Genomic DNA, 19,023 nt, shown 5'->3' with positions numbered 1-19,023 from the left:
GCGCGGCCCGTGGAACGGCCTGGACGACGTCGAGATCGCCACCATGGAATGGGTCGACTGGTACAACAACCGGCGCCTCCACAGCGCCTGCAACGACCTCCCACCAGCCGAATTCGAGACCCACTACCGAACACAAACCGCCACGGCTATCCTCACCCCAGCCAGCTAACCCGGCCTCCACGAAACTCGGCGCGGTTCACTGGCGGGCAGGTCGCAGGTGGACTCGGCGCGGTGGTCGTGGCAGGCCTCGCGGGTCAGATCGCCATGCCAGAGCCGGACGATGAGCGGGTCGGTCTTGTCGGTGCGGGACATGTGGTGCAACGCCTCCGGATGCCGGTCGGCGCGCCGTACTCGAAAACGGAGTACGGCTGACGCCGTTGGCCGGTGGCATCACGCGGTCTCCGCACGCACACCCCCTCACAAATCCAGGCTCACAAATCGAGGCTCACAAATCCAGGCTCGCAGTGTTCAGCATGCATCAGCCCACCGACATTCCGTCGGGATCCAGGGGACGGCCCCCTGCGACATGATGTGGCCGGACCAGGCCGGATCTTGGGCCGACAGGCGGGTCGCCCTGCGCCGGCGGCTATCGACCTTCTCCCGCGTCGCGGGTGCGCCGGCAAGGAAACCAGGCCGACGAAGCCCGCCCACTACCAGCCCCATATTGGCCAGCGGTGGCCTCATCCGAGTCGATGCCACTCAAAGGTCTCCGGAGAGGGCGGCACGGAGGGTGGCGGCCCGTGTGAGTACAGGGTCGGCATCGTCGTCGTCGAGGTCTCGAAGCAGTTCACCGAGGTCGGTCAGGGAGACGACGAGGGAGGGCCGGTACCGGCTGGGGTCGGAGGCGGCCAGCTTCTCGTAGGTTTCCACGACTTGGCGCTGGTGATGGAGGGACTCGACGTTCCGGCCGGCGGCGCGTAGGTAATCGGCCAACCTGGCTCGGACGGTCGCCAGCACGGCCAGATAGCTGACGGGATCCTCCTTCGCGAGCGGCTCGAACAGCTCCACCACGCCGAGTTCTGCGGCGGCGGCCTCCTCGTGAAGCCCGAGCCTGAACATGATGGTGGCTCTTGAGTCGAGCAGGTGGATGTAGGGGAACGGTTCGGCGTCGGGCTGTTGGAGGAGGTGGATTTCCCACAACCCGGAGGCGCGAGCCAGGAGCTGCTGCGCGGGGTCGAGGAGTTCGACGCCGATCAGCTCCTGGGCCACGTCGTTGAGCGTGCGGACCGTGACCGCGAGGTCCTGCTGGATGTTGGTGACGCGCTCGACCGTCTCCTCGATGTCGTGCCCGAGGCAGGACTGGACAAAGAGCCGCCGTTGCAAAGTCCCGGCAAGCTGGCCGGTCTCGTCCATCTGCCCCCAAATGTCTGCGGCGCGTTCCAGCAGGGGCAGCGCCCGCCCTGGGTCGCCCTGGCTCGAATAGCGAGTGGCAAGGTTGTCCAGCGACATTGCCATCCTGGCAAGGTACGGGTCGGGCTGGACGAGGGACAGCTCTTCGTAGATCTCGAGGGCCGCGCTGAGGGCGGCGACGCACTCGTCGGTACGGCCAAGGTCGGCTTCCCGGTTGCTGAGATGGAAGAGCGCATCGGCAAGGTCTTCCTGGGCTCCGGTCTCCCGGCAGAGATCGACGGCCAGGGCGGCCGCGGATCTGGCTTCTTCGGCTTCGCCGAGCCGGGACAGGTAGATGGCGAGTGAGAGCCAGGCGCTCGCCAGTCGGGGGCGGAACCGGTCACGATCCTGCTGGGTCAGTTCGCCGTACAGAGAGATGGATCGCCGCATGTGCTCCAGCGCTCGCTCCAGGCGTCCCTCCTCCTCGTGGTAGCGGCTCAGGTTGTGCAGCGCCCGCGCGAGATCCGCACCGAGCTGATCGTCGCCGGGCTCGTAGAGCCGTTCCAGGAGGCTGACCGCGCGCTCGACGGCGGTGATCGCATGGTCGAACTGGCCGGCTCGCTCGAGGACGGAGCCGAGGAAGCTCAGCGCGTTAGCGAGGGCCACGGCCCAGCCTGTGTCGTCGTCGTACAGGCGCTGATACGACTCGACGGACTCCCTGCCGGATCGCACGGCCTCGTTGATTTCGTCGGAGACGTTGTGCGTGATCGCGAGGTTGAACAGCGCGTGTGCGAGCTGGGGCAGGTCTCCAGCGGTACGGAAGATTTCGACTGCCTCGGCTGTGGCTGCCACCGATTCTTCTGTACGCCCAAGGTTATGCAGTCGGGTTCCCAAGATCTTGAGGGATTCGCCGAGGTGAGGGTCCGCGCATTCGCGGTAGAGCTTGATGGCTGCACGCGTCTCATTCAGCGCCGGTTCGTGCTGGCCGAGTGCTGTCAGTTGGTCGCCAAGGAAGCGGTGGGCGCTAGCGAGGTCGGATGTCCACTCTCGGTCCTCCTTGCGTAGCTTACGGTAGTGCTTGATCGACTCCTGGAGCGCATACACCGCCTTCGCGTGCTGACCGATGGCCGCGTGGCGGTGACTCAGATTGACGAGGGAGAGCGCGAGTTCGCTCAGGTAGGCGGCCGGGTCCTGCCGGGCAAGGTCACGGTAGAGCTGCGTGGCCCTTTCCATGGTCTCTACCGCGGCGTCCGCATCGCCGAGCTTCGCCTGAACCTGGGAGAGGTTGCTGAGGAAACTCGCGTACCACGGGGCCGCTCCGGAATCCTCGGCAAGCAGCAGCGGAAAGAGTTCCCCAGCCTCAATGAGGCTCTCGTGTGCCTGGTTCCACTGTTCGAGATCCGCATGCCGTAAGGCTGTGGTCTGCAGCGCCATGGCGAGTGTCATACGGTAGTCGCCGTCGGCCAGATTCCTTGCCACTTCCAGCGCGGCCTGGGAGGTCGTGAGGGCTCCGGCGAGGTCACCGTCGTCCACTTTGAGGTTGCTCAGGATGTTGAGCGCGAGGGCTAGACCGTAGCCCCCTCCCAGAGCCCGGAACTGCTCGATGGACTTCTCCGCCAGCCGGATGCCTTCCTTCAGGTCGTCGTCCTCGGCCACGCGCTGGGCGAGACGCAGCAGGCAGCGAGCGTACGGTTCCCGCGCCCAGTCCAAACCCATCTCGACGAGTGGAGCGAGGCCGCGGACCGTCTGCCGGCAGACCATCATCGCGTCGAGCACACTGCCGACATGGACGAGCAGGGCACTGTACGGTTCGGCCTCCGCGGCAACATCCAGCCAGCGGGTAACGTCCTCCTTGGCCAGGGTGCGAAGGATGCGGAAAGCGCGGCGCCGTACGGAGACGGCATCGTCGAGCCGGCCCAGCGCCGTGAGCGGCACGGCGAGCTCGCTCAGCGCCCGCGCGAGCTGAAGCCGATCACGGCCCTCCGAGAGGGCGAGCACTATGCGGCGCGCGAGCAACTCGTTATCGGGGTGCCCCTGCTCGGCGAGCCGATCAGCGAGCGCCTTCAGCGAGCGAGACAACTCATCCCGGACGATGTCCGGATCGGCGATCACCGTCTGCTCCAGACCGTGAATCTCATCGCCCAGCCGAAGGACCAGATCGTCCAGCGACTCGGAGATGGTCATACTGAACCGCTCTGGCTCGGCTGCCGCATAGGCCTGGTACTGCGCGACGAGGTGGCCGATCGACATAGTCGTCAGTCATCCCTTTCTTTTGGAACGTGACAACCGGTTGATCATTCCGAAAACCGGCACAAATTTCTAGATACTCGGCTGGGATGGTCCAGACTGATCAGGCCGGGTCATCGCCGGATAGGCATGCTCATCGGAGCGTGAAATGCGCGGGCTCCGAAAGCACGGCGGCCGCGGCGGGGAGATCGGCCAGACGGGTCGCGAGCGTCTCGACGGCGAGTTCGCGGGGCAGCAATGCGCTGAACTTGAGGCCGTTCAGCGCCCTGTCGTCGATGTCGGGTCGGCTGAGCTCGCCGGCGAGGTCCTGCCGCCACCGAGTGCCGGTCAGGTCGTTCCTCAGCCTGACGTGCAGGTCGTCCACGCGCTGGGTCGGATCGGCGAGCGGGCCGAGCGTGGCTTTGATCGTGGCGTTGGCGCGATATCCGGCCCAGGTCCACCACTGCAGGTCGCCGTCGTTTCGCACGATCACGGTGCCGCCCGGGTGGACGAGGTCGTGGCTGTCCTCCCGTATCCGCGTGAGTCCGGTCACCGCCCGGCGGGTGAGTTTCACCGGAGGGTCGGCGCCCAGAACGACGTCCCGCATGGCGCGTGCCAGGGCGAAGGAAGCGCCGCCGGACATCGTGGTCGCCCAGCGGGCCTTGCCGCCGCCTCCTTCAACGGGCTGGACGAAGCATCGTCGTCGTTTCCAGTCGATCCAGTCCACGACCCAGGTGCGGCCGGCCAGCAGCAGGAGGCGCGGCCCCGTGACGGCGGACGTCAGGAGGCTGGGATCCGTCCGGCCGATCTCGGCGTTGCCGCGCAGGACGGTGAACTCCGGCGGGGCCGTGAACACCGCGGTGAGGTCCATGAAGTTCCGGCGCCCGAAGCGCTGCTCGGCCTGAGGGCCGACGAGCAGCGCGCCGCCGTCTCGCTCGAGGAAGCCCTGGTCGATGAGATGGTCGAGCACCGGGCGCGCGTGCTGCTCACGGAAAGGGCCGAGGCCGCGCCACCAGTCCGGCCACAGGGCGTCGCCTATCCGGCCCTCCTGCAGGGCGAGCGCGAGGAGTTGTTGCGCGACTATGTGCCGAGGCGAGGGCGGCGGCTGCAGGGGCTCGACGTAACCCGTGCTCCACAGCAGCAGGAGCCCCGCGGAGGCGAGGAGATCCTCCTGGGTCAGGCCCAGGACGAGGCAGTTGCGCCTGACTCCCGAGCGCCTGCCCGTACGGCCCAGGCGCTGGAGGAACGACGCGACCGACCACGGAGCGTTGATCTGGATGACTCGATCCAGGTCTCCGACATCGATGCCCAGTTCCAGCGTGGAGGTCGAGACGATGACACAGTCGCGAGACTGGGCGAAGGCCTCTTCAGCGCGGCGCCGTTCGTCGGCCGAGAGGGAGGAGTGGGAGAGGAACGTCGTGACGCCGTGGTCGCGCAGCAACTGACCGAGCTCTTCCACCATCCTGCGGGAGTCGCAGAAGACGAGCCGTTTCTCGCCCTGATGCAGTGCCGCGATGACGCGGGCGGCGTTGGCGACGGAGCCGACGTGGTCCAGCTCCACATCGGCCGCTCCGGAATCCGCTCCCATGCCAGGGGCGATCACTTCCGCAGGCCGGCTCCCCGCGCCCGAACCCTGGAGCCAGGAAAGCAGTTCACGAGGATTGCCCACCGTCGCCGACAGGCCGATGCGCTGGAGCGGCCGTCCGGCCAGCCGGGTGAGGCGCTCCAGAACGGCGAGCAGGTGCCAGCCCCGATCGTCGCGGGCGAAGGCGTGCACCTCGTCGACCACGACTGCCCGCAGATCCGCCAGGAGGCGGCGGTGGTCCACCCCGTTGCTGATGAGCATGGCCTCCAGGGATTCCGGGGTGGTCAACAGGATGTCGGGCGGATCCCGCAGGATCGCCTGACGGCGGGAGCCGGACCCGCCCCCGTGCCAGAGCTCGACCCGCCTGCCGAGCCAGCCCGCGTACGACTGAAGGCGCGGCAGCAGGTTGTTGAGCAGGGCCTTCAGCGGGCAGACGTACAGCACCGACAGGCCGGTCCAGGTCTGTTCCTCCATCACGGACAGTAGCGGGAACGTCGCCGCCTCGGTCTTGCCTCCGGCCGTCGGCGCGATCAACAGCGCGTCCCGCCCTTCGCCGATGGGACGTAGCGCCTCCTGCTGCAGCGGCCGCAGCCGGGCCCAGCCGAGCGTGTTGGTGAGGTGGTACGCGATCGTCGGGTGAAGTGCGAGTGTCGGCGAGGTCACGGCAGGTCGAGCTCCACATCGTCCGCGGAGACCGCCGGGCGGCCGCGGCGGAAGGCGTTCAGCTCGTCGTCGTTCAGCTCTCCCTCTGTGACCGTGACCTGCCGGTAGTCCCGCCGGGGGTCGAAATCCTCGTGGTCCGAGACCCGGTAGAGCACGTCGGCGACGAGCTTGCGGAGGAAGATCCGCGGCGCCACGCCGGCTCCCAGGTGCCCGGCGACGGCGGTGGCCAGGTCCTTGACGTACGCGTCGTCGATGAGGTTCCTGATGCGCTGCTCGGCGGGGTCTCCCTGGGCGTACAGGTCGCGTACGGCGCAGCCCAGCTCGACCAGCTTGTCGCGGTCGAAGCCGGTGAGCCGGATCTGCACCGAGCGGGCGGAGTCGAACCGCGCGTCGGTCTTGAAGTCGGAATGCAGCCGCTGGGCCAGGGCCGGGGATCGCTGCACGCCCTGCTGACCGTCATAGAAGGCGGGAGTGCCGGTGATGACGAGATAGAGGCCGGGGAAGCGGCCCTTGTCGATCTCGTCGATGAGCTGCCGAAGCGTGTTGAGGCTCCGCTCACGGTTGTCGCTGCGCATCCGCTGCAGGGTCTCGACCTCGTCGAGCACGACCAGCAGCCCCGGATAACCGCAGTCGCGCAGCACCACGAGCAGGCCCTGCAGGAAATACAGGGCCGAAGTCGAGTCGACGTCCCCCTTGAGCCCGGCATAGCGGCGGATGCTCGACGCGACGTTCGGCTCGCCGCGCACCCAGGCGAGCAGGCCGTCCGCGGTCGCATGGTCGCCCGACAGCCTGGCGCGGCGGTAGAAACGCAGCGCGGTCGCGAACGCCGGCGCGTTCTTCGCGGTCTCGGCCAGCCGTGACTCGATGAGCTCCTCGACCGCGGTGCTCATCGCCCTGCGGTCGTCCTTCGCGACCCCGGCGTCATCCTCCAGAGCGAGAAGCCATGTGTCCACGATGTCCTGCAACGCGCTCGGCGGCGAGCTCGCGGTGCTCAACCCACCGATCAACGACCGGTAGACGGTCTCCAGCCGGTGCAGAGGCGTGGTCCGGTCCGAGATCTGGATCTCGCTGGTCGCCATCTTCTTCCGCTTGGCCCTTTCGGCCAGCCAGCGGGCGAAGAACGTCTTGCCCGAGCCGTACTCGCCGCGAACCGCCTTGAATCCCGAGCTTCCGGCGGTCACCGCCGTCAGATCGTCGTCGAGCGCCTTCTCGAACCGCTCCATGCCGACCGCGAACAGATCCAGGCCGTTGCGCGGCACGGTCCCGCGGCCGAGAGCGTCGATGATCTGCCGCCGCCTTGCCCGGCTCACCTTCGCCGTCACGGTTCATCCTCCTCGAGGAACTGCTCTTCCAGCAGTCGCACGTTCAGCTCGACCGTACGGTCGCGGTCCTTGAGCATGATCACATCGGTCTGCTCCACGTTGAGCAGGTTCTTCAGCGCCCGCATCAACAGGACCGTCCGGTCAGGCGTCTCGCCGAGCCGCTGCGCGATGTCCGCCACCGAGCCCCGTCCGGTGCCCCCGGCGAGGTGGTCGATGATCCGGGCGACCGTATCGTCATCGACGACGCCGCCCCGGGGAGCCAGCCGCCGCTGCTCGGCATAGGTATCCGAGGCCACCACCCGCTGACCAAGGGTTGGCAGAGCTGTCACTGCCGCAGGAGGTGCAATCGGCTGGGCAGGTGTTACGGGCACCGGTGCTGGGGGAGGGGCGGCAGGTGCGGGCTTGGAGCGCACCGGTTCGTGTGCCACGGGGAGGCCGCAGATGGTCTCGCCCGGTCGGGAGACACGCGGCTGATGCGCGGGCTGACGCCTGTTCCCGTCCTTTGCGGGCGTCGTCGGTCCGCCCATGGGAGAGACCGACGTCCAGCTCCGTTCCGTGGACGGTGGGGACGGTGGCGGCGGCAGGGGCGGTCTGCTTCCCCGTGCCGGCCTGCTGACCGGCACACTGACACGGCCCGTGCCCGGCAGGCGGATCGGGGCGTCAGGCCCGGAGTGCACGGACCGCTGTTGCCGAGCGGGCCGGGTCACCGCGATGCGCTTGCGGCCGATGAGAGCCTGGACCCACTCGGCCGCGATCGGACGTGTGCCGCGCGGGCCCTGCGCACGGGTGAAGAGCTCCCCGACAGCGGTGACCACATGGTCCGGCAGGCCGGGGAGCAGCGCCGGCTCGTCACCGGGCCGCACGGACGGGGTCCGCGAGAGCACCCGGCCGACCAGCAGCGCGAGCTTGTATCGGTCGGTGTCCATGTCCGGCCCGCTGGAGGGCTGGTAGGGATCATTCCAGTCCGGCGTGTGCGCCTGCCGCAACACCGGTTCCGCCCCGTGCCGGCGCAGGCCGTCGCAGTCGAGCATGAAGACCTTGTACGGCTGGCCCGGGCGCCACAGGAGGTTCCGGAAGGAAAGGTCCCCGACGATCCACCCGTGGGTGTGCAGCAGGTCGATCAGCTTGGCGGCCAGCGTCGCGATCTCAAGGCGGCCGTGGACGTCCGGCTGGTGCAGGTCCTGCCACGCCCAGTTCGGTTCGTACAGCAGATATTGCAGCTCGACGAGCTTGGGCTTACCGCCGATCGTGCCGTAGAAGTCCCGGGGCACGTGCGGCATCAGGAAGCCGGTCACCTGGCCCCCGTGCACGACCCTCGCGACGGGCCAGGCGCACTGGTGCAGCAGCGCGCGCACCTCGGTGGCCGTCTGGCGATGACCGAACTCGACGAGCTCCGCAAGTGCCGCGCCGTTCACCTGGCCGGCCTGCGGCATGTACTCCTTGTAGACGAGGTTCTCCGGCCCGAGCACACGGGTGACCACCCCCTGGCCGCCCTTGTCGAGGGGGTCGGACTCCAGGGGCAGCGTCGCACGGTGCCGGTCGAGCGGATGGGGCGTGAAGGCCATTCAGACCCTCCAGATGCACACGGCGGTCCGGTCGTCGTCGTGCGTCTTCGCCCGGAAGCTCATCTGCCAGAAGAACTCGGGCAGGGACGGCGGCCGGCTCCACCAGCTCGCCAACCGGGAGCTCACCTGCGGCCCCCGCATCGGCTTGGCCAGGCCGTCGGTGCACAGCAGCAGCATGTCGCCTGGATACAGGTCGGCATAGCCGACTTCCACGTGCTCGATATCGCGAGGCAGCGCGTGGGTCGCCGAGGTCGAGACCCCCGCGTCGGCGTCGTCCTCGCCGAAGCACGGTGTCCAGACGCCCCTGTGCAGGTGCCACGCCATGCAGTCGCCGACCCGGACCAGCACGGCGCGGTGCACGGACGTCTCGGGCACCTCCCGGATCCTGGCGGCGAGGAACGTCGTGGACAACTCGTCCGGCGGCATCCCGCGCTCGTCCGCCCGGTCGCGGATGTCGCCGGCGATGCCGTCGACGAACTCCCGGGCGTCCGTCATGTAGTCAGGGGCGATCGGCAGCGTGGAGAGATACGCCTGCGCGACCTCGCAGGCCGTGGCCGCTCCGACATGCGAGCCCTCCTTGCTGCCCAGCCCGTCCGCCACGCAGGCCAGCAGCGTGCCCTCGCCGTCGTGCCAGAGCCCCATCGCGTCCTGACGTACGGTGCCGTAGTAGCGGTGCGCGTCGCCTCGGATCGATGCGGCACGCACCTCCAGCCCGGGCAGCGCGGCGCCGTCGATTTCGGTGTCCGGCCGCCGTACCGCAGGCAGCGGACCCGGCTGTGAGATCACCCGCGGCTCGCGGCCGATGACGAGCGGCTGGGGAAACCCGGGCACCGTCTCCGCCGCCGCGGGCGCCTCGTGCTCCTGGACCTGTTCCATGTGCGGTTCCTCTTCCGGGTACGGTTCGCGATCAGAGCGGGTCGGGGGCGAGGACCGTGTAGCCCGGCACCTGGTCGGGGATGATGAGCTGGGCCGTGCCCGAGGGATTGGACGACGACGCGACGGCCGACTGGACGACGGAGTTGAGCAGCTGCCGCGCGAACTCGCGGAGAGCCTGTGTCGGCGACATGTCGCCGTTGGCGATGAACGCCCGGAACGTGGCCACCTGCTGCAGAGTCGCCGGATCCACGTCGCCGAAGCCGAACGCCAGGATGGTCGGATGAGCCCGGAAATCGCGGCTGACCAGCTCCTTGTGCTCGACGTGCCACTCGTCCGTCGGGAGGCCGTCGGTGAGGAAGAACACCGTGGGCCGGTACGGCGCGTGCCCGGCCTGCTTCAGCCCCGCGACGTCCTGCTCGATCGTGCGCTTGAGCAGGGAGAACGCGGCGCCATAACTCGTCGTGCCGCGCGGGGACAGCTGCGGAATGGAGTGCACGTCGTTGAGGTCGGCCAGCGGGAGCAGCACCTCGGCGGTGCTGCTGAACCCGATGATGCCGAGCCTGGCCCGGTCCGCCACGACCGGGTTGCTCGCGATCTCCTGGTAGATCAGGGGGAGCTCCTGGTTGATGGCATCGAGGGGCGGTCCCTGCATGGAGTACGACTCGTCGCAGACCAGATAGAAGGGGAGTACCTGTTCGCTCATCAGGTGGTCCTCAGCTCTCGGTGATGGGGGAGCAGCCGCCGGAGACGAAGTAGATCTCCATGGAGATCGACCCGCTCGGGGCGGCGAGGTCATGGAAGTTGCGGGTGGCCGCGGTCTGGAAGATGTTGGGGAACGCCTTGCTCGCGGCCGCGTTGACTCGCGTGGCCAGATGGACGCCTTCCCCCGCTCCTCCGCTGGCGCCGAAGGTCAGCACCATCCCGGCGTGCCGTCCGGCCAGGCGCTTCCTGTGCTTGAGCAGCTCACGCCGCACCGTGCCGAGCAGCTCCTTGTCCGAGGCGCCGGAGTTCACGCGGAAGGAGATCTTGGTGGGCTTGGCGGCCACCCCGGCGGCGCGGGTGACGCAGGGCGATGGGGACGGGCTCGGCGAGGGCGAGGCGGTTCCCCTACCCGCAAGGGGCTTGGCCGGGGTGGGAGGGGGCGCCTGCGCGCCCAGCATGATGATCGTGAGCCCCAGCAGCAGGTCGGCGAACAGCCAGCCTGCGAGGAGCAGCGACGGCGCCGAACCGCGACGGCTGATCACGAGTGCCATCCCTCGGACCGCTCGCCGCTGTTCCCCGTGGTGCCCGGGGCGGCGCCCGTGTCGAGGGGTGCCTGGCCATGCGGATCATCCGCAGGTCCGGCCGGGACCTGCGTGCGGTCCGGGCCGGGCGGGGTGCCGGCGCCGGAGGATCGCGCGGCACCGCTGACGAGGCCGGCGGTGACGGCCGCGGCGGCCTGCCGTACCGCCTCGTCCAGCCGGGCGATGGCGGCCTGCAATGCGGTGATCTCGGGGCCGGTGACCTCACGGACGGCCGCCGGAACCTCCTGGAGAGACCTGGCAAGGTCCGCGGGCAGCCGGTCCAGGGCGTCCCGCGTCTCCTCCAGCAGCCGTACGGTGCGGCCGGCGGTGTCCGAGACCATCTCGATCCTCGCGGCATGCGCGCTCGCGGTCCCGGCCCAGTCGTCGAGGGCCTCCCTGATGTCGGCTCCGGCGCCGCCGAGCACGGCGGAGAGGGTGCCGCTGCCGCTGGTGAGCGCATGGCTGATCCGGTCGCCGCTGTCGGTGGCGGCGGTCTCCACCCGGCCGACGGCGGAACCGATCCCGGCCGTCGCGCTCACCAGCTCGCCGACCCGCGCGTCCAGGCTCGCCGCCGTGTCGCGTACGGCCTGCCCGGTCGAGCTCGCGAGGTCGCGGACGACCTGGCCGGTCGAGTCCGCCAGGTCCCGCACGGCCTGGCCGGTCGAATCTCCCAGATCCCGCACCACCAGGCCTGTCGAGGCCGCGAGATCCTTCACGACCTGCCCCGCGGATGTCGTCAGATCCCGGACGACCTGTCCTGTGGACGACGTCATGTCGCGTACGGCCTGCTCGGTCAGCGTCGCCAACTCGTCGACGGACTTCCGTACGCCGCTGGTCGAGTCGAGGATGACGGTGCTGAGCCGGTCGCCGACACGGTCCACCGCCTTGTCCGTCTTCTCGCCGACGGAGTCGATGGCGTAGGCGGTGCGCTCGACCGAGTGCAGCAATGTCTCCGCGGCGGAGGAGACCGCGGCCATGTGCTTGTCGAGGGTCGCGATCGAGTCCCGCACCTCGGCGACGCCCGCCGTCAGCGCGTCCGTGGCCTGGCCGGTGGCCTCCAGCGCCTTCTCGAGTTCCTCCACCACCTGCGTGTGAACCTTGCCCATGGTCCTGCCGACCTTGTTCAGCTCGCTCGCGCTCTTGGTCAGCTCGGCCTGGAACCGGGCCGGCGAGGCCAGCTTCACCTGACCGAGGTGCAAGGTCGCCTTGGTCAGTGCGGCCAGCAGGCGTGAGCGAAGGGCGGCCGCCTCTTCCTCGGCCCTCTGCTCGATCGAGCGGCGCAGGAGCCTCTCCCACAGAGTGATGACGATGAGCGCGCCGATCACCCCCAGGGTCATGAAGGCGATGCTGTCGAACCGCAGCCAGCCCGGCAGCCTTCCGTCGAAGCCCTGCTGCCACATCTCCAGGAACGGCCGGCGAGCCGCCTCGACGCCTGCGGCCGCCAGGGTCTCGCCGTACGCCGTCGTGGCCATCTTGAGCCCGAACCAGGTGGTGACGATGGGGAGGAAGACGAGCACAGGCTGCACCACATCGATGATCTTGTGTGCCTTGTGCCCAATACTTGAGTCGGCCGGGATCGAACGGACCGACTCTCCGGGTGGGAAGGCGGCGAACAGGTCCACCTCGCACCATCGCTCGGCCTCATCGGGCGTCAGGACGGCCCACGCCAGCTCGCGAAGCTGTTCCGCCCGGGGCTTCAAGCCCGGATGCTTGGCGAGCACGCGGAGTTCAGCGGCAAGATCCTGGTCCATCACGGAAGACCGATGTCCTCTCGTTAGATTCGGGTCAGCGTCAAAGGGGATTCCGGATGGACCGGTCCAGACGCGAGAAATCGGCGTGATCTTCCCGATTGCGTGGTGCAAGTGTCAACTATTGCACCGGCAAATGGTTAGAAATGCCTATGCGGGTGGGGGTGACGTTGGATCCCGGCCGTCAGTTCCGGGTGAGGGTCCAGGCACCGTCGGCGTGGACCGTGACAAGCCGGGTGCCGACGGGCAGGAGGGCCTTGCCCTTGTAGCGGCCGATCTCGTTGAAGAGCAGGTCGCCGTAATAGCCGATGCGGGGGTAGGCGTGCACGATGAAGTTGGACTCACCGCCGTGCGCGGCGCGTACGGTGTGCAGCCCGCGGGTGGGGGAGAGCTTGAGCACCTGGTCGCCGGTGCCCCGGATCGTCGCCGAGCACCAGCAGCGCGCCTTGGTCAGGGGCAGGAACGTCGCCGTCCAGGCTCCGTCGGCCTTGATCTCCAGCCCGATCGTGCCCCTGGTGCCGTAGTCGTTGTAGAGCACGGTGCCCTTGTAGGGCCCGATCTCGTTGACCAGGTACTCCCCGGCCTTTCCGTGCGGGTCGACCGTGTGGACGATGAAGTTGGAATCGCCGTCGTGGGTGAAACGGATGAGGCCGGGCTTCTTCGTGGCGTGGATGCGGATGACGTCGTCACCATCGCCCCGGTAGGTCGTGTCGGCGTGGGCGGTGGCCGGCGTCGTGAGGGCGGCGGTGGTCAGGGCCAGTACGGCGAGCATGCGGCGGAACATGGGCGTTCTCCTCAGCGGGGATAGCGGTCGGTCCAATAACTGTGTGAGGTGGGTTCCGTCAGGAGGTCGTAGGTGATCTTCACGAGGGTCCGGCGGCCTTCCACCGCGTCGACCCATTCGGCGGGCAGGAACCTGAACCCGTGCCGTGCGCCGAGGATGCTGCCGCAGATGGCGCCGGTGGAGTCGGAGTCGCCGGAGTGGTTGACCGCCAGAAGGAGGGCCTTTCCCGGGTCCGGCTCGGCGAGCGCGCAGTAGACGGCGATCGCGAGAGCCTCCGCCGCGACCCACCCCGCCCCGAGGGATTCGACCGCTTCGGCTGTCGGCTCGGGCCCGGCGGCCAGGTGGACGGCGGCGCGCAGCGCGCTGACGGTCTCCTCGTGCGCGGGACAGGTGGTGAGCCGGCCGAGCGCCCGTCGTACGGCCTGCTCCAGCGGGTCGCCGTGAACGAGGTCGTGGATGATCGCGGCGAACGCTCCGGCGGACAGCGAGGCCGTGGGATGCCCGTGGGTGAGGTAGGAGCAGCGGGCCGCCGTCTCGAACGGGTCGAACACCGACAGTCCGAAGGGCGCGGAACGCATCACGGACCCGCAGCCCTTGGAGAGCGGGTTGATCTCGCCGATGGCGCCGGGGGCGGGGACGTTCACGTGCCGCCCGGCGGCGTACAGCCCGGACAGGCAGGCCATGCCCGGCGCCCGCACCGCGTACAGCCACCTCTCTCGCCTGAGCCACCCGTTGCGCAGGGCGTCGTCCGCGGCCGGCGGCTCGGGGAACTGCTGCGTGTCGAGCCAGCGGAGGTAGGAGTTCCGGACGGCCTCGACGGGGTCGATGCGGTGAAGCCGTGCGCGGATCAGCCCTTCCGCCGTGAACAGGGTCATCTGCGTGTCGTCGGTGACCTCGGTCGAGACCATGTCGCGCAGTCCGTCCGGTCCATGAGTGGCGCGGATCTGTGCCAGGGACATGAACTCGACGGGGCTGCCCAGAGCGTCTCCGACGGCGCCGCCGAGCATGCAGCCCATGACGCTGGAGTAGTAGCCCACGCTCACCGTGCCAGGGAGACGGTCACACCATCGGAGAACAGCGAGTCGTGCAGCTCGACCGCCTTGAGCCTGACGTCTTTCGGCACGTCGAACAGCAGGATGCCGTTGACCGAGTTCCCCGGGTTGATGTTGTTGAGGAACGCATTGGAGTCCTTGAGCCCGAGCGCGGCGGCTCCGGAGTCGGCGTCGAACGTGCGGCCCTTGGCGTCGATGAGCTTCTGCGCCGAGTCGCTGAACATCTGCGCCTCGTCGCCGATGTTCTTCACGGTCAGGTGGATCAGGACGTACTGCCCCTGGGCCTTGGAGACCGTGAAGCCCTCACCGACCTGGGACAGTCCCTTCTCGACCTTGGTGACCTTGAACGCGAACTTGCCGTCCTTGACCACGTCGCCCAGCCCGGGGACCTGCGGCTTCTTCGCCTTGTGGGTCTGGGTGGCGTGCTCGGGTGTGTCGGTCAGGCTCGCCTGGGTGTCGCTCTGCCCACCGCCCTTGAGGGTCGTTCCAAGGACGATCAGGCCCGCGAGCACGGCGGCGCCGATCAGGAGCGCTTTCAGGCAGCCGCCGCCCTTCTTCTGCACGACGACGGTCTGGGGGTAGGGCGGCGGGTAGCCGTGCGGCGGCTGCTGCGGGTTCGAGTGCATGGGGACGCCTTCTTCGTCGTTGCCGGCCGGGAGTCCGCGGCGGGGGTGTGAACGGGGACGGCTGCAAGTAAAGCATGCTGTGAATCGCGCACACAACTTATTTACGGGTTGCATTCACACATGGCTCTGTGTCATGTTACTTGCGGCGCGCAAAGCGGTGAATCCGCCCAAACCGGTCGCGCCTTGTGACATCAGCACGGAGGGTGCGTGCAGCCGCTGTTGACGGGTGATCCACGCAGGATCGGTCCATACCTGGTCGTCGGCCGTCTCGGTGCGGGCGGCATGGGAGTCGTCTACGCGGCCGTGGACGGCTCCGGCCGGCGCGTGGCGGTCAAGCTCGTCCACGAGACCCTGTCGGTCGACCTCGAGTTCCGTCGCCGCTTCAGCCGGGAGACCTCCGTACTCGCCGGAGTCGAGGGAGCCTGTCTCGCCCGTGTGCTCGACTCCGATGCCGGGACCGAGCGCCCGTGGCTGGCGACGGAGTTCATTCCCGGGCCCACGCTCGAACAGCACGTGCAGGCCGAGGGGCCGCTGACCGGCGACGCACTGTACGGCCTGGCCGCCGGAGTCGCGGAGGCGCTCGTGGCCATGCACGCCGCCGGGGTCGTGCACCGCGATCTGAAGCCGCCGAATGTGATCTGCTCGCCGCAGGGGCCCCGGCTCATCGACTTCGGTATCGCCAAGGTCCTCGACTCCACCTCGATGACGCACACCGGCACGCTGATCGGCTCGCCCGGGTGGATCAGCCCCGAGGAGTACGGCGAGGGCCATGCCGGCACCCCGGCCGACGTCTACGGCTGGGGCCTGCTGGTGCTGTACGCGACCACGGGCGAGCCGCCGTACGGCACCGGCCGTCCCGAGGTGCTGGCCTACCGGGTGCGCGAGCAGATCCCCGACCTCCAGGCCGTGCCGGAGGACCTGCGTGACCTCGTCGGCCGGGCACTGGCCAAGGACCCCGCGCAGCGGCCCGCCGCCGCCGACGTCCTCGCGGCGGTGACCGAGACCTGGCAGGGCGAGGAGCCCGGGACGGAACCGGGCGACGTCACCTCGTTCATCCAGCGGACCTGGGTGCTCCCGCCCCACGAGGCGCCCGGCTGGCCGGAGGTCCGCGTCGCTCCCGCTCCGCCGACCAAGGTCCTGCGGCCGGAGGAACCGGCGACCGCCCCGGCGGCGGTCGAGTCCGCCGGGGCTGTCTCCGGAGCCGACGGCGCACCGGTGACAGTCGTCGCCCGGCGATCCGGAGCGTCGTGGATCCACGCCTACGTGGCGACCGCGGCCGCGGTCACCCTGATCACTGTGACCGCCATCATCGCCGCGTCCGCATCGGAACGTTCCACACCCGCCGTCTCCCAGGCAGCGCCTGCAGCCTCGGTGCCGGCCCCCGCCACGACAGCGACGGCCACGACGGTCCCGGTCACGACGGCCACGGCCACTCCGACGCCGGCGGAGAGCCCGAAGAAGAAGCCGGAGGCCGAGAGCAGGAGGGTGTCCTTCAAGGGCGTCTCGCTGACGCTCCCCAAAGGCTGGCGGATGACCACCGACGGCGACGATCGGGCCTGCGTGGAGTCTCCCCGGTCAGGGGGAGCCGACGGTCCCTGGGACTTCTTCTGCCGCCCCGATTCCATGGCCGTCGAGCTCACGTCGACGAAGGACGACTGGCCGGGCTTCGGCATCGAGGATTCCGAATTCGGCTTCATGTGGGGGCAGCACGTGCCCTGCCTGACGGGAGGGGGCGTGCTCCGCGATCCGTACGGATCGGTTTCGGAGGACGAGGGAGAGGCGGGGCTGTACTACGGCATCGATCCCTATGCCTCGCGGCTCGTCCACTCCGGGCTGGCGAAGATGCGCGACGGCAGGAAGGCGTACTACCGGGAGTGGCAGGTCGCCTGCGAGGTCAACCTCACGTACACGATGATGATCTGGTATCTCCCGCAGTCGAAGGTCGCCTTCTACGTGCTGAGCGCGCATCCGGAGGACCGGAAGGGGTTCAGGCAGATCATCGCTTCGGCTGACCTCCGGGGTTATAAGCATGCGGCTAAACTGTGAACGCCGTACACGTAAATCTTGACGGCGTGAGCCGGGGACGATGAGGAGGCCGATGATGGCGGGGGACGAGGCGACCGTCACCGCGGCCGATATCGCCAGAATGGTCGGCGTCGGCCGTGCGGCCGTGAGCAACTGGCGAAAGCGATACGAGGACTTCCCGGCACCGGTCGGCGGCACCGCGACCAGCCCCACCTTCTCGCTCAAGGCCGTTGAGGAGTGGCTTCTCCACCAGGGCAAGGTCGAGGAGGTGCCGCTCAGAGAACGCGCCTGGCAGCAGATCAGGAACGCCGCCGACGACCTGCACCTGGGAGCGGTGGTCGCCGAGGCCACCGAGCTCCTGCTGGGCCAGGGGGAACGCCGTCTCGTCGCCGCTCCCGCCTGGCGGCTGCTGCAGGAGCTCGCCGAGGAGCAGGGGAGCGCCGAGGCGGCCCGGTTCCTTCTCGACCGTTACGCCGACGTCCACTCCCGCCGCCTGTTCGAGACGCCGCCGGAGATCGCGCAGTTCATGGCGAGGCTGGCCGGCCCGGACGTCCGATCCGTCCTCGACCCCGCGTGCGGTCTCGGGACACTCCTCACCACGATCCGCCATCTGGACCACGCGTACGGTCAGGAGGCGGACGACACCGTCGCACGCCTCGCCCGGACACGGCTGGCTCTGGCGCAGATCGAGGGATCGGTGGGGACCGGTGACTCCCTGCGCTGCGACTCCTGGCCCGATCTCACTGTCGATGCCGTGCTGTGCCACCCGCCGTTCAACGAGCGCAACTGGGGCTACGACGACCTGGCCAGTGACCCCCGCTGGGAGTACGGGCTGCCGCCCAAGGCCGAATCAGAGCTCGCATGGGCGCAACACGCCCTGTCACACCTGAAACCCGGCGGCATCGCCGTCATGCTGATGCCCGCAGTGGCCGCCAACCGCCGGTCAGGCCGGCGGATCAGGAGCAACCTCCTCCGGCAGGGAACGCTGCAGGCGGTCATCGGCCTGCCGTCGCGGATGGGCGTGGGCACGGGCCTACCTCTGCACCTGTGGGTCCTCCGCAAGCCGGCCGAGGGCGACCCGGTCCCGTCCCACGTTCTCATGGCCGAGGCCGAGCCGGAGACCTTCGGCGAGATCGCCGATCGCTGGCGGGAGTTCCGTTCCGCTCCCGGCCAACGGGCGGAACAAGCAGGAGCGGTGTGCGCCGTCCCCGTCATCGAGTTGATGGACGAGAACGTCGACCTCACCCCCGGCCGGCATGTGAGTGTGGAAGACCAGGCGCCGGCGCAGCAGTTTCCGGCGGTCCGCGAGCAGTTGCTCAAACGTCTGGAGCGGTTGACCACGATGGTCCCCGAGGCCGTTCCCGCTCCGGCCAAGACGATGCCCTCGGTCGACCTCGCAGAGATGGAGCGGGCCGGGGCGATCAAGGTGTTCAGCTCGGGACGGTTCGACATATCCGGATCGGGCGACATCGTCATCACCGATCAGGACCTTTTCTCCGGCACCACACCACAGTCCCGCACCCAGCCGGACGATCGCATCGTCACAGAACCGGGTGACGTCGTCGTAGCCGCCAGAGCAGGCGAGTTCGCGGTGAGAGTCGTCACGGAGAAGGGCATCGTGCTCGGCCCGCGGCTGACCCTCCTACGGCCCGACCCCCAACGGATCGACGGGTACTTCCTCGCGGGCTTCCTGAAGGCGACCTCTGCCGGGCCGGGCAGCGGCTCCCAATCGAGCATCAGCCGATTCGACCCGCGCCGCGTGGTGGTGCCGCGCATGCCCATTGAGGAGCAGCGACGGTACGGCGAGGCCTTCCGGAAGGTCTTCGAGTTCGAAGACGAGCTCCGGAACCTCGACATCGCCGGCCGCGCCACCGCCGCCGCCATCGTCAAAGGCTTCGGCACCGGCGAGCTCACTCCTCCGGCCTGAGAATCTCGTCCT

General features: G+C 69.0%; 14 protein-coding genes. 3 read left to right on the top strand and 11 right to left on the bottom strand.

The annotated features are described in order from the left end of the window. Positions 1 to 19: 19 nt before the first annotated feature. A complete protein-coding gene (locus FLV34_RS43370) occupies positions 20 to 169 on the top strand; it encodes an integrase core domain-containing protein (protein WP_369074152.1) in 150 nt (49 codons plus the stop codon). A 530-nt stretch (positions 170 to 699) separates the two neighbouring features. On the opposite strand, the gene FLV34_RS13070 is transcribed toward FLV34_RS43370, so the two are convergent. The 11 genes from FLV34_RS13070 to FLV34_RS13020 all read right to left on the bottom strand — a co-directional run bounded on the left by FLV34_RS13070 (position 700) and on the right by FLV34_RS13020 (position 15,059). Next, positions 700 to 3,579: a tetratricopeptide repeat protein gene (locus tag FLV34_RS13070; protein WP_147943207.1), complete on the bottom strand. Its 2,880-nt coding sequence runs from the start codon at positions 3,577 to 3,579 to the stop codon at positions 700 to 702. 130 nt (positions 3,580 to 3,709) lie between these two features. Beyond that, a complete protein-coding gene (locus FLV34_RS13065; protein ID WP_147943206.1) occupies positions 3,710 to 5,803 on the bottom strand; it encodes a DEAD/DEAH box helicase in 2,094 nt (697 codons plus the stop codon). Then, complete coding sequence (brxD, locus tag FLV34_RS13060; RefSeq protein ID WP_142620891.1) at positions 5,800 to 7,125, bottom strand: BREX system ATP-binding protein BrxD; 1,326 nt, start codon at positions 7,123 to 7,125, stop codon at positions 5,800 to 5,802. The genes FLV34_RS13065 and brxD overlap by 4 nt, the downstream gene beginning before the upstream one ends. Then, complete coding sequence (locus FLV34_RS13055) at positions 7,122 to 8,690, bottom strand: hypothetical protein (protein WP_142620893.1); 1,569 nt, start codon at positions 8,688 to 8,690, stop codon at positions 7,122 to 7,124. Before FLV34_RS13055 ends, brxD begins: the two co-directional genes overlap by 4 nt. Beyond that, complete coding sequence (locus FLV34_RS13050) at positions 8,691 to 9,566, bottom strand: protein phosphatase 2C domain-containing protein (protein ID WP_142620895.1); 876 nt, start codon at positions 9,564 to 9,566, stop codon at positions 8,691 to 8,693. It lies immediately after the preceding gene. A 31-nt stretch (positions 9,567 to 9,597) separates the two neighbouring features. Beyond that, complete coding sequence (locus FLV34_RS13045; protein ID WP_147943205.1) at positions 9,598 to 10,269, bottom strand: VWA domain-containing protein; 672 nt, start codon at positions 10,267 to 10,269, stop codon at positions 9,598 to 9,600. Positions 10,270 to 10,279: 10 nt separating this feature from the next. Further along, complete coding sequence (locus FLV34_RS13040) at positions 10,280 to 10,819, bottom strand: hypothetical protein (RefSeq protein WP_147943204.1); 540 nt, start codon at positions 10,817 to 10,819, stop codon at positions 10,280 to 10,282. Beyond that, positions 10,807 to 12,600 (bottom strand): hypothetical protein, encoded by a 1,794-nt coding sequence (locus FLV34_RS13035; protein WP_147943203.1) that lies wholly within the window; start codon positions 12,598 to 12,600, stop codon positions 10,807 to 10,809. The genes FLV34_RS13040 and FLV34_RS13035 overlap by 13 nt, the downstream gene beginning before the upstream one ends. Before the next feature lie 181 nt (positions 12,601 to 12,781). Then, positions 12,782 to 13,381: a hypothetical protein gene (locus FLV34_RS13030; RefSeq protein WP_142620902.1), complete on the bottom strand. Its 600-nt coding sequence runs from the start codon at positions 13,379 to 13,381 to the stop codon at positions 12,782 to 12,784. A gap of 11 nt (positions 13,382 to 13,392) precedes the next feature. Next, complete coding sequence (locus FLV34_RS13025) at positions 13,393 to 14,424, bottom strand: ADP-ribosylglycohydrolase family protein (RefSeq protein WP_244312810.1); 1,032 nt, start codon at positions 14,422 to 14,424, stop codon at positions 13,393 to 13,395. Further along, positions 14,421 to 15,059 (bottom strand): DUF4352 domain-containing protein, encoded by a 639-nt coding sequence (locus tag FLV34_RS13020; protein ID WP_147943202.1) that lies wholly within the window; start codon positions 15,057 to 15,059, stop codon positions 14,421 to 14,423. Before FLV34_RS13020 ends, FLV34_RS13025 begins: the two co-directional genes overlap by 4 nt. Before the next feature lie 207 nt (positions 15,060 to 15,266). On the opposite strand from FLV34_RS13020, the gene FLV34_RS13015 reads away from it, so the two are divergent. Beyond that, entirely contained in the window at positions 15,267 to 17,105 is a 1,839-nt protein-coding gene (locus FLV34_RS13015; RefSeq protein ID WP_147943201.1) for a serine/threonine-protein kinase, read from the top strand. A 52-nt stretch (positions 17,106 to 17,157) separates the two neighbouring features. After that, on the top strand, positions 17,158 to 19,011 hold the full coding sequence (locus tag FLV34_RS13010; RefSeq protein ID WP_187280622.1) for an N-6 DNA methylase: 1,854 nt from the start codon (positions 17,158 to 17,160) through the stop codon (positions 19,009 to 19,011). The last annotated feature ends 12 nt before the right edge of the window (positions 19,012 to 19,023 follow it).

It is taken from the genome of Microbispora sp. CSR-4 (assembly GCF_008033685.1).
In the GTDB taxonomy this organism is placed as follows: Bacteria; Actinomycetota; Actinomycetes; order Streptosporangiales; family Streptosporangiaceae; genus Microbispora.
This window is presented reverse-complemented; position numbering and strand designations above follow the sequence as displayed.

Bases quoted from the DNA above. Each gene is read 5' to 3' on its own strand.
- FLV34_RS13020 (WP_147943202.1), bottom strand. From the start codon at position 15,059: ATGCACTCGAACCCGCAGCAGCCGCCGCACGGCTACCCGCCGCCCTAC.
- FLV34_RS13040 (WP_147943204.1), bottom strand. From the start codon at position 10,819: ATGGCACTCGTGATCAGCCGTCGCGGTTCGGCGCCGTCGCTGCTCCTC.
- FLV34_RS13070 (WP_147943207.1), bottom strand. From the start codon at position 3,579: ATGTCGATCGGCCACCTCGTCGCGCAGTACCAGGCCTATGCGGCAGCC.
- FLV34_RS13030 (WP_142620902.1), bottom strand. From the start codon at position 13,381: ATGTTCCGCCGCATGCTCGCCGTACTGGCCCTGACCACCGCCGCCCTC.
- FLV34_RS13010 (WP_187280622.1), top strand. From the start codon at position 17,158: ATGATGGCGGGGGACGAGGCGACCGTCACCGCGGCCGATATCGCCAGA.
- FLV34_RS13035 (WP_147943203.1), bottom strand. From the start codon at position 12,600: ATGGACCAGGATCTTGCCGCTGAACTCCGCGTGCTCGCCAAGCATCCG.
- FLV34_RS13045 (WP_147943205.1), bottom strand. From the start codon at position 10,269: ATGAGCGAACAGGTACTCCCCTTCTATCTGGTCTGCGACGAGTCGTAC.
- FLV34_RS13055 (WP_142620893.1), bottom strand. From the start codon at position 8,690: ATGGCCTTCACGCCCCATCCGCTCGACCGGCACCGTGCGACGCTGCCC.
- FLV34_RS13050 (WP_142620895.1), bottom strand. From the start codon at position 9,566: ATGGAACAGGTCCAGGAGCACGAGGCGCCCGCGGCGGCGGAGACGGTG.